The following is a 9,570-nucleotide window of genomic DNA, read 5'->3' on the forward strand; positions in this document are numbered from 1 at the left end:
ACAAGCCGATCACCACAGCGTGATTATGCCGACCTTTTTGTCCCGTCCACCGCCTGGAACCTGGGATCACAGACCAACATCGGCATAACCACAACATCGGCATAACATGTCAGCACCTGGCCCGGTGCGGTGGCGACCAGCTCGGGCACGGCCCGTGGAGGGTGCTTGGCCAGGCGGCGGCGTTCCTTGACCTGCTTGTTCTCCTCCAACACCCGGTAAAACGTTGACAACGAGCCCAGATAGACGCCCGCATCCAGGAGCTTCGCATAGACCTGCATCGGTGCCAGGTCCACGAACTCCGGGGCGTTCAACGCCGCCAATACCGCCCCCCGCTCGGCAGGTGTCAGCTTATTCGGTGGTGCTGCCGCCATCTGGTCCCGGGGCGGGGCCGGCTTGCGGTACACCGTGGTGCGTGAGACCCCGGCCAGGGCCGCCGCTTGCCGGGTGGGGACCAGTTGTTGGCACAGGCTTTGGTAGGCGGCCATCAGCTCTTCTTGGACTTCGGCTCGTCCGGTGATTCCTGAACGGCGTTCTCTAAGAACGCCGAGAGTTTTTCCATGATTCCCAAAGCTGCCTCGGATCTTTTCAACCGGCTCTCACTCACCTCCAGCTGGCGGCGCAAACGCGCGATATCTTTAGTCGTCTGCGGGCTGTCCGTCATGTAGTTCACGGGGGTTAGGGGCTCTGGTTGCTTCGTTGTGGATGGGTTAGCGTCGTGTCCGTCCACGAGGCAGCTGACGGGAGCGGCGATGAGGGTATCGAAAGTGTTGGATCCGGCAAGCAATGCGGTGTCGTACACAGTGGTCGGCGTGGCCGGTGTGGTGGACCCGGCAGAGCGGTACCTCAGGTATCTGGCCGAGACCGAGCGGTCACCGAACACGATCAAAGCCCACGCCCACGATTTGAAGGACTGGTTCGTCTTCCTGGACGAACACGGGCTCGACTGGCAGTCCGTAAAGCTGGAAGACGTGGGGGCGTTCATCAGGTGGCTGCGACGTCCGCCAGACATGCGCGGGCAGGTCTTTTCAGTTCTTCCGTCGATCGGGCACCATTGCGGTGAGGCGACGGTGAACCGCAAGCTTTCCACCGTGTCGATCTTCTATCAGCATGCCGCCCGCCATGGCCTTGACCTCGGCGAGCTGAGCACGTGCTGGGACCCCGGCGCCCGCCAGGGAGGGTGGAAACCCTTCCTGCACCACATCAGCAAGGGTGCCGCGAAACAGCGCCGGGTGGTGAAGCTTCCCGTGACGGCAAGGATTCCCCGCCTGCTGGCCCCCGACGAGGTCCAAAGCATCCTCGATTCGTGCGCGCACCTCCGGGACCGGCTGCTGTTCGCGCTGCTCCATGACGCCGGTATCCGGATCGGTGAGGCCCTGGGGCTCCGGCATGAGGACATCGCCGTCCCCGAACGGGAAATCACTGTCCGCCGGCGCAACAACACCAACGGTGCGCGCGCAAAGTCGCCCCATTCGCGAACCATCCCCGTCACCGCAGAACTGATCCGGCTGTATGCCGACTACCTCGACATCGAATACGGTGACCTGGATTCCGACTACGTCTTCGTCAACCTGTGGGGCCAGCCCTACGGGCAGGCAATGACTTATGCCGCCGTCCATGACCTGGTGCGGCGGCTCCGGCGTCAGACGGGCGTCGCGTTTGATCCGCACTGGTTCCGGCACACCTATGCCACCCGGCTGCTGCGGGAGAACGTCCCGGTCGAAGTGGTCTCCAAACTGTTGGGCCATGCGAGCCTGACGACGACGGTCAAAATCTATGCCCATATCTCCAGCGATGACGCCCGCCGCGCACTGGCCGATGCGGGCTGGTTCGCTTCCAGGACGGTTACGATATGACAACCCTGCATCCCCTGCCCTCACGAAGCGACCAGCTGCCAGTCCGGACGGGCCCCCGGGGGATGGCTTACCTGGATGCCGCGCCGTGGGAAACCGAGTTCCCTAAGGACGTCTGGCATGCCAGGGCCCTTGGTATCGCCGCCCGCAGCCAAGTCACGGTCCACTTCGAAAACATCACCCGGCCCTGGTTGAAGCAGCTGGCCAAACGATGGGCCCGCTGGCGGCTGACGACCGGATTAACGGTCGAATCCGCGGTGCTGGGAACCAAAGCCGTGGAGAGCTTCAACGCCTTTCTGGATTCAACGAGGATTCCAGTCACCGGTACCGCCGACATAGACCGGGAGGTGATCGAAGGGTTTCTGGCCTATCTACACACCCATACCGCCGGGACGACGACGCACCGGATGCGGATCGGCCAGTTCAACACGTTTCTCCTCACCATGCGCCGTCACGGATGGGTAACTGATCTGCCCAGTACGGCCCAGATCTACACCGAGGACTATCCCAAAGAGACGGTCCGGCAACCCCGGGCCCTGAGTGAACACGTCATGGCCCAGCTGGAAGACCCTGAAAATCTTGCCAAAATGGCCAGCCCGCATCACCGGCTCATCACCGTGATTCTGATCCGTTGCGGGCTGCGGATCAGCGACACCGTGGCCCTGACCCAGGACTGCATCACCCGGGACAAGGACGGTGCCCCGTATCTGCGGTATCTGAACCACAAGATGAAACGCGAGGCGCTCGTCCCCATCGATGAGGAACTTGAACGGGCCATTGGGGAGCAGATCCTCTACGTCAACGGGACGGGCAGTTCCGGAACGCGACTTCTTTTCGCCCATGACCGGGTGGACGTTTACGGCGCCGGACACGTCAGCGCAAGCTCATACAGCACCGCCCTTCGGCGATGGGTCAGGGACTGCAACGTCACCGACGAAAACGGCAGCCCTGCCGTGGTCAGCCCGCACCGCTTCCGCCACACGCTGGGCACCAGACTGATCAACCTCGACGTTCCTCAGGAGGTCGTACGCCGGATCCTGGACCACGACTCCCACCAGATGACCGCCCACTACGCCAGACTCAGCGACACAGCCATCCGGCGGCACTGGGAAGCCGCACGGAAAGTCAACGCATCCGGCACCGTCGTCGAACTTGATCCCGACGGCCCCCTCGCCGAGGCCGCCTGGTCCAAACAGCGCCTCGGCAGGGCCACCCAGGCACTTCCCAACGGCTACTGCGGCCTCCCGGTCCAGAAGACCTGCCCGCATGCCAACGCGTGCCTGACCTGTCCCATGTTCATCACCACCGCCGACTTCCTCCCGCAACACCGCGAACACCGGACGCAGGTCGTGCAGATCATCTCCGCAGCCGAAGCTCGCGGCCAGCAGCGGCTCGCCGAAATGAACACACGGGTGCTCGGCAACCTGGACCGCATCATTGAAACTCTCGACGACGAGACGCCAAAAAGCCCAAGCCTCTTGCAGAAGGAGGACAACCGTGCGGGCAGATAACAGCCGCCACATCCGGCTGGCCGCGGAGCGTCGGCACGAACTCACCCGTTCCAAAGCCGTGGCGGCCCTGCGTGAACTAGAAAAGCAGGGCGGCCCCGTCACCTTCGAAGCCGTCGCCGCCGCCGCCGGCGTATCCCGCTCCTGGCTCTACACCCAGTCCGACCTCCGGGCGGACATCATCGGGCTGCGTGACGACCGCCCACAACAACCGCGCGCACGCCGAAGCAGCGCCAGCACGGACTCCCTGCGCTCCCGACTCAGCGCATCGCTGGAACGGAACCGCGAGCTCTCCACAGAAATTGAACGCCTCAGACGCCAGCTGGCCCTCGCTCTAGGACACTCGCGGCGACGGAACACCAGCGGACCCTAAGGGAACCCGATGTCGAACGCTGTACCTGGTTCTGCTGGACGTGTATTTTCGGCATCAGAGACAAAGTGAGCAGGGGACTCAAAATGCAAGAAGCGGATGCTGGCGCGGAGTCACGTTGGACTAAAGCAGCGTCGAGGGCGCAGGGCTTGACTGACCTTGGGATAGGTGGGGCGGTCCGCCGGTACTTCTTGGTGCATTTCCCATTGACGGTTTTAGCTGGACTGGTCGTCGGATTCGCTCTGGCCGCCCTTTGGCCGGACGTCGCCGGGGGTTTCCTTCGGTCCGGGCTGTATTTAGGCTCGCTACTGGGAGGCCTCGGCGTTCTTGTTGTTGGCTGGGTCTATGGGAGCAAGAAAGTGTCCCCCATGGTCCGGGACCACCCAATCGGAGTCACGTTGGGCTTGACGGCAGAGGAAGTGAAGCACGTCCGACGCCAGGTTCTGGGCAAAGAGCCGATCGACGTCAACCACATATCGGTCCTCAGGGGTGCGGCAGTTCAGATCCGGGCGGGTCTGGCCAAGCAATTGCTCTGGTCGCCCGGTCTCTTGATCTACTTCGCCGGGCAATCCCTGTCTCGAGGCGTCCAGTCCTTCTTAGACGTCATGATGATCGTGCTGCTGCTGGGCATGGTTGTGCTCTCAGGTCTTACGGCCCGCCAGTTCCACCAAACCGGCTTGTTCCTCACCTCCACGACCCCCTCTGCATCCGACGATCCGAAGTGATCAGGATATTGTGCGGCCGTCGCGTCGCCGAATGCCTGGGAACAGTGGAGCGGTCGGGCCATTAGCCGCTTCCAGCCGCAAAGGAACCGTTTACCGGGCGGAATGACCGCAATTGCCACTGCAAACGACTTCTAAATACGACGCTAAGGCTGCAGCCGTTCAGCAACCAAGCATCGGGTGTATCACGATTTTCAGTTTTCTCCTCGGGCAGGCAGGCCTGTGAGAGATGCGTCGTGGACACTTTCCACAGCGGATGTGCCGCGCCATCAAGGCACCGACGAAGAGGGACTAAAGATATGGGTCGATCTCGGACTGGTCCTTGGAGAGTTTCCCGATTGTTTCCCCGGGCTTCTTGCCCGCCAGGACGCCGGCGTCACGGAGCCGGCGCCATTCAGTCATCTGCGAGGAAAACAGGCCCTCACGGCGCAGGAACGCGCCGCCTTCATTGGACTCGATAGCGGCCTCGTAGGAGGCCAAAAATTCAAGCTTCTGCGCGGGGGTGAACGACCGACGAGCGCTCGGTCCACCGGCACGCGGTCCGGGACTGTTCATAGGACCATCTTGGCCTACGGCACTCAAAACTGCACTGGACATGATTACTGGATTCCTGGTTCTCGCCCCACGCGATTAAACGGACTTGCTATGAGCCCCTGGTACCGTTCCAGCCTGACACGTAGGGCATCGGCGTTCCCTGCTGGCCCATTCATTCCCTCAAGTCAACTTACTCAGGTAAGAGGACGACACTGAATCGTTGATGTCCTCGTCTCACGGGCTACGAAGACACAGCTAGAATGCCCTTGGACCAGTGACCGCGGGCAATACCCTGACCGGGACGCAAGTGCGCCATGGCGCGGCTTGCTCATAGGCGTTGGCTATGGCAAGAACTGTGGCGTCGGAGTGTTGCAGCCCCATAATGTGCATTCCGATCGGCTGCCCCTTCGCAAACCCACAAGGCACACTGAGGCCCGGCACGCCGGTGAGGTTCGCAGCGGAAAGCATGCGAAGGGCAGCCGCCAGGGAGCCCTCGCCTGTGGAACCGGTGAGTTCGGAGGACATTGATGCCGCAAATGGCGCGATCGCCGGGAGAGTGGGCGAGACCAGGCCGGCCACTCCTGCCTTGGCCATGGCTTCAGGTATGAAGGCTTGAAGGTAGCTCTGTACCTGCCGAGCCAAATGGACTTCATCCTCGGAGGCGAGGGCGCCCGTTTCGATCATGATCCGAGTGGCAGGCAGGTACCGTTCCGCAGCGGTTCCCAGTCGCTCGCGGTGATGGTGGGCCGCTTCCGACAGGGAAATCGCCACACTGGCATGCAGGGCTAGGTCCACCTCGGGAAGCGAGAGCTCCACGATTTCGATTCCAAGGTCCGTGAGCACTGACAGTGCCCCTTCCAAGGCTGCCCGTACATCGGCCGCTACCCCCCATTCAGACCACATCCGGCGGTCAACGCCAAGCCTCAACGGAGCAGGAAGGTCGCCAATCCGGGAAGAGGCTGGCCCTCCGAGCCGGGCAAGCGCCCGTGGGTCCACCATCGCGTCCAGGAGTAAGGCGCAGTCTTCCACGCTCCGGGCGATCGGCCCCACATGGTCCATAGTGTGGCTGACGTGCAGGACTCCCGTGGAAGACACGACGCCGGCACTGGGCTTGAGCCCCACGAGGCCGTTGACCGACGCTGGGTTTCGGACCGAGCCGCCAGTATCCGTGCCCAGGGCCCCAGGAATGCTTCCGACGGCGACGGCGACTCCAGAGCCAACGCTGGAGCCGCCAGCATACCGATCGGGATCCCAGGGGTTCCGCGACGGCGGCGTGCCCTGCCCGAACGCGAACTCATGGGTTTGAAGCTTGCCGAGGATCACGGCACCGCTGGCCCGCAGTTGATGTACGACGCCGGCGTCGTCCTTCGCGATGTTCCCCCGTAGGCTGTCGGAGCCGCCTTGGCTAGGCATCCCACGGACGTCGATGACATCCTTCACCCCCAACGGAATGCCGTGGAGGCCGCCGCCGAACTGTCCTCTCGCAGCCCGCTCGTCAGCCCGCCGGGCCGCCTCGCGCGCCCCTGACTCGTCCACGAACGCCCAGGCGTGCGCGTAGTCCTCGGTGTCGTGGAGCCGGTCCAGGACGGAGTCGAGCAGTACGACCGCAGACAATTCCTGTCGTCGGAGGCGGCCGGCGGCCTCGGCGATTCCGAGTTCCCAGGGTTCGGCCACGGCTTCGGGTTCCGTCACGGTTTCACGTCCTGTTCCACTGCACGTGTCAGCTGCTCGAAGGACGCTTTCAGTTCAGACATTCCGGCCCGAAAGTCACGGTACGCGGCTTCCAGTGCAGGCAAGTCCTCCCGGGCGATGTCCTCGCCCACCAGCTCGCGGATGGCCGCCAGCTGCCCTGTGCTCAGTGCTGAATCACCAGGAAATGCCGTTTTACGGCCCACTATGTGGCTCATCGGTGGGCCTCCGGGGTGAGCTGTCCATCCCGGACCACGCAGATGCCGTCCACCAGGACGGTCCGCACATCGCTGAAGTCCTCCATCCGGGCTACAGCCACGTCCGCCGCCCGCCCGGCCTCAAGCCGTCCGCCTCCGGGGGCGATGCCCGGGATGAGGTCTGCGACGGCAGAGCTCGCCATGGCGACGGCGCCGGCCAGGGAGCGGTGGCCGTGGGCCACGATGTCCTGGACGGCGGAGATCAGCTCGTCGTGGTCACCGTCGTGCCCGTAGTCGGTGCCGACGACCGAGATCAGGTCCGGTTCCCGGAGCAGCAGGTCCCAGTGTTCGCGTGTGGTGACGGTGTGTTTGCGGTGCAACAGGTCGAACACGGAGGCCTCGGCGGGCCAGCCCTCTTTTCGTCCCAGAACGGCCAGCTCGTGGGCTTCGTCGGGAGTATGGGAAGGATGGTTGGCGTGGGCGGCAATCACGGTGGCGCCGCTGCCGTCGAGCTCCATCATCAGTTCCCGCAGGACGCCGGCGGTGGCCGCGGCGCTGTGGACGATGGCCGGCACGCCGAACCTCGCCGCGGCCCGGACGCCTTCCCGCATCCCCTCGATGGCCGGGAGGAACGAGGGCATCACGGCGTGCCTGACGAGCTTGGCGAGCTGGGTGGCGGTGAGCGCCTCTGTGAGTCCGGCAACTTTGGCTGCCTGGGCCAGGGCAACCACGTTGGGCGCGCCGGCATTGATGAACCGTCCCAGCACGGCTTCCTTTATACGCCGCGCCTGTTCGATGGTGATGCGGACCCCGGAAGCCTTGTAGATCACCGCGGGGATGTAGACGAGATCTTGGCCTCCCCCGCCCAGCGTCTGCCCTCCTCCCAGCTCCCCGATGGCAACAGCACCGTCGTCGAGCATCCGCTCCACAGTGAGCTCGCGGGACTCGGCCGTCAGTCCCTGGCCGTCAGCCATGGCCGCTGCCTGCAGGCAGTGCGGCAGGTGCGTGGTGGCGCCCCGCACATGCACCGCGTGCCGGCTGTCGGCTTCGCGAACATCGTTCATGGACGCGAAGCCACAGAGGCTCAGGACAGTGGTGGTTCCGGCCAGGAGGTGCCTGTCCAAGTTGCCCATCCACCGTTCCGCAGACAGGGCCGGGGCCGCACTGGGGAAGAGCGCACCCGGGGTCACGCCGTGCGTGTGGCTGTTGATGAGGCCCGGCATCACCACGCAGCCCGAGGCGTCGATGACTTGGCCTGCGAAGCCTCGGTCCGCTTCCCAGTGGTCGAGGACGTCCGCGATGCGGCCGTTGCGGATGACCACTGCGCCGGCCTCGATGACAGTGTCCCCGGAGCCCGTGACAACGGTGCCTCCGCGAATGAGCGTAGACATTCGCTTCCCTCTCGGCTAGTTTCATCATATCGAAGTTTGCTTCACTATAGCCGTTTCAGTGCGGCGTCGGAACCCCCAAAGGGAGAAGCTGATGGCACTGCCACAAACGCAGCGGGATTTCCTTGGATACGGCGAAACTCCGCCCGATTTCCGCTGGCCGGGCGACGCCCGCGTGGCCGTTTCGCTTGTCATCAACGTGGAGGAAGGCGCCGAGCGGAGCATTCCCCGCGGCGACAACGCCAACGACCTTGGTGCGCACTGGATTCCGGCGCCTGCCTCAGCCACCCGGAATCCGGTCCTGGAGTCCGCTTTCGAATACGGTGCCCGTTCAGGCGTGTGGCGGGTGCTGCGAATCCTGCGGAACCACGACATCCGGGCCACTGCCTTCTGCTGTGCAGTTGCCCTGCAGCTCAACCCGGCCATCGCCGCTGCGCTCGTTCGCGACGGGCACGAGATCGCCGACCACGGCCACCAGTGGGACACGCATACAGAGCTCGACGACGATGCTGAGGAGCGCCTCATCCTCGCCTCGCGGGACGCGCTCAAGGCCAGCACGGGCCGGGCACCCACCAGCTGGTATTCGCGGGATGGACTCAAACCTGGTACGCGCAGCCTGCTCGCCGGGAGCGGATTCACCTACGAGTCCAACAGCTTCAATGACGACCTGCCGCACTGGGGCTCCGGCCCGGACAATCCGAGGCTCCCGGTGCTGCCCTACGCGGGAGACACCAACGATTCCGGGTTGTTCAGGCAGTTCCCCACCGCAGCATCCTTCGGCAACCAGCTCATCGCTGCCCTTGACCTGCAGCTCGATGATCCCCGCGGCGGTCCCTCGGTGATGAGCGTCGGTCTGCATCCCCGGCTGATAGGAAGGCCGGCCTACGCCTTTGCCCTCGACCGGTTCCTTGCGCATGCCCGCGGCAAGTCCGCCTGGTTCGCCACACGCGAAGAGATCGTGAACGCCTGGAAGCGGACGACGGCGGAGAAGTTGACGGGAGGCGGGACACCGGCGTCGTAGCAGAGCCGTCGCCCTCGGGCTAGGAGTCTGCTGAATAATCCGCTGGGTGCTGGCGTGCCTGCTGGATTTTGGGGACCGGTGATTTAAGACTGGTGTCATGCAGGGTCGTGAGGATGGGCAACGCGGGTATTTGGATGTGGAGGCGCTGGCCGGGGAATTGTTGGTCCCGGGCAGCGTTTTCGCGTTCCTGGCCGAACACCGGGGACGGTTGTTCCCGGATTCGATGATGGAGGATCTCTTCCCCTCCGTGCGGGGGCGCCCGTCGGTGCCGGCGCCGGTGATCGGCTCGGT

8 protein-coding genes and 3 pseudogenes are annotated in these 9,570 nt (G+C 64.2%); 6 read left to right on the forward strand and 5 right to left on the reverse strand.

Features of this window, described 5'->3' with window-relative positions; translation table 11 throughout:
- Positions 1–113 precede the first annotated feature (113 nt).
- Positions 114–634 (reverse strand): annotated as a pseudogene (locus ACZY0Y_RS19040) (IS3-like element ISAar46 family transposase); the annotation flags it as partial.
- Positions 635–788: 154 nt separating this feature from the next.
- On the opposite strand from ACZY0Y_RS19040, the gene ACZY0Y_RS19045 reads away from it, so the two are divergent.
- The 4 genes from ACZY0Y_RS19045 (at position 789) to ACZY0Y_RS19060 (ending at position 4,453) form a co-directional block, all read left to right on the forward strand.
- Positions 789–1,853 (forward strand): site-specific integrase, encoded by a 1,065-nt coding sequence (locus ACZY0Y_RS19045; RefSeq protein ID WP_463959812.1) that lies wholly within the window; start codon positions 789–791, stop codon positions 1,851–1,853.
- On the forward strand, positions 1,850–3,361 hold the full coding sequence (locus ACZY0Y_RS19050) for a tyrosine-type recombinase/integrase (RefSeq protein ID WP_463959813.1): 1,512 nt from the start codon (positions 1,850–1,852) through the stop codon (positions 3,359–3,361). The genes ACZY0Y_RS19045 and ACZY0Y_RS19050 overlap by 4 nt, the downstream gene beginning before the upstream one ends.
- Positions 3,348–3,731: a DUF6262 family protein gene (locus ACZY0Y_RS19055; protein ID WP_463959815.1), complete on the forward strand. Its 384-nt coding sequence runs from the start codon at positions 3,348–3,350 to the stop codon at positions 3,729–3,731. The genes ACZY0Y_RS19050 and ACZY0Y_RS19055 overlap by 14 nt, the downstream gene beginning before the upstream one ends.
- A 401-nt stretch (positions 3,732–4,132) precedes the next feature.
- The gene (locus ACZY0Y_RS19060) at positions 4,133–4,453 is read left to right on the forward strand and encodes a hypothetical protein (protein WP_463959817.1); all 321 of its coding nucleotides are present in this window, start codon (positions 4,133–4,135) and stop codon (positions 4,451–4,453) included.
- A 303-nt stretch (positions 4,454–4,756) separates the two neighbouring features.
- On the opposite strand, the pseudogene ACZY0Y_RS19065 reads toward ACZY0Y_RS19060, so the two are convergent.
- The 4 genes and pseudogenes from ACZY0Y_RS19065 to ACZY0Y_RS19080 all read right to left on the reverse strand — a co-directional run.
- A pseudogene (locus ACZY0Y_RS19065) lies at positions 4,757–5,005 on the reverse strand (IS3-like element ISAar46 family transposase); the annotation flags it as partial.
- A 234-nt stretch (positions 5,006–5,239) separates the two neighbouring features.
- Positions 5,240–6,676: an amidase gene (locus ACZY0Y_RS19070; RefSeq protein ID WP_463959819.1), complete on the reverse strand. Its 1,437-nt coding sequence runs from the start codon at positions 6,674–6,676 to the stop codon at positions 5,240–5,242.
- Positions 6,673–6,879 carry a hypothetical protein gene (locus ACZY0Y_RS19075; protein ID WP_463959821.1) on the reverse strand — a complete coding sequence of 69 codons (207 nt, stop codon included), beginning with the start codon at positions 6,877–6,879 and terminating at the stop codon, positions 6,673–6,675. Before ACZY0Y_RS19075 ends, ACZY0Y_RS19070 begins: the two co-directional genes overlap by 4 nt.
- Before the next feature lie 8 nt (positions 6,880–6,887).
- A complete protein-coding gene (locus ACZY0Y_RS19080) occupies positions 6,888–8,261 on the reverse strand; it encodes an amidohydrolase family protein (RefSeq protein WP_463959823.1) in 1,374 nt (457 codons plus the stop codon).
- Between the two features lie 91 nt (positions 8,262–8,352).
- On the opposite strand from ACZY0Y_RS19080, the gene ACZY0Y_RS19085 reads away from it, so the two are divergent.
- Positions 8,353–9,279: a polysaccharide deacetylase family protein gene (locus ACZY0Y_RS19085; protein WP_463959824.1), complete on the forward strand. Its 927-nt coding sequence runs from the start codon at positions 8,353–8,355 to the stop codon at positions 9,277–9,279.
- A 97-nt stretch (positions 9,280–9,376) separates the two neighbouring features.
- A pseudogene (locus tag ACZY0Y_RS19090) lies at positions 9,377–9,570 on the forward strand (IS5/IS1182 family transposase); the annotation flags it as partial.

The sequence above is a fragment of the Pseudarthrobacter kochi genome (assembly GCF_055412805.1).

Bases quoted from the DNA above. Each gene is read 5' to 3' on its own strand.
- ACZY0Y_RS19050 (WP_463959813.1), top strand. From the start codon at position 1,850: ATGACAACCCTGCATCCCCTGCCCTCACGAAGCGACCAGCTGCCAGTC.
- ACZY0Y_RS19085 (WP_463959824.1), top strand. From the start codon at position 8,353: ATGGCACTGCCACAAACGCAGCGGGATTTCCTTGGATACGGCGAAACT.
- ACZY0Y_RS19080 (WP_463959823.1), bottom strand. From the start codon at position 8,261: ATGTCTACGCTCATTCGCGGAGGCACCGTTGTCACGGGCTCCGGGGAC.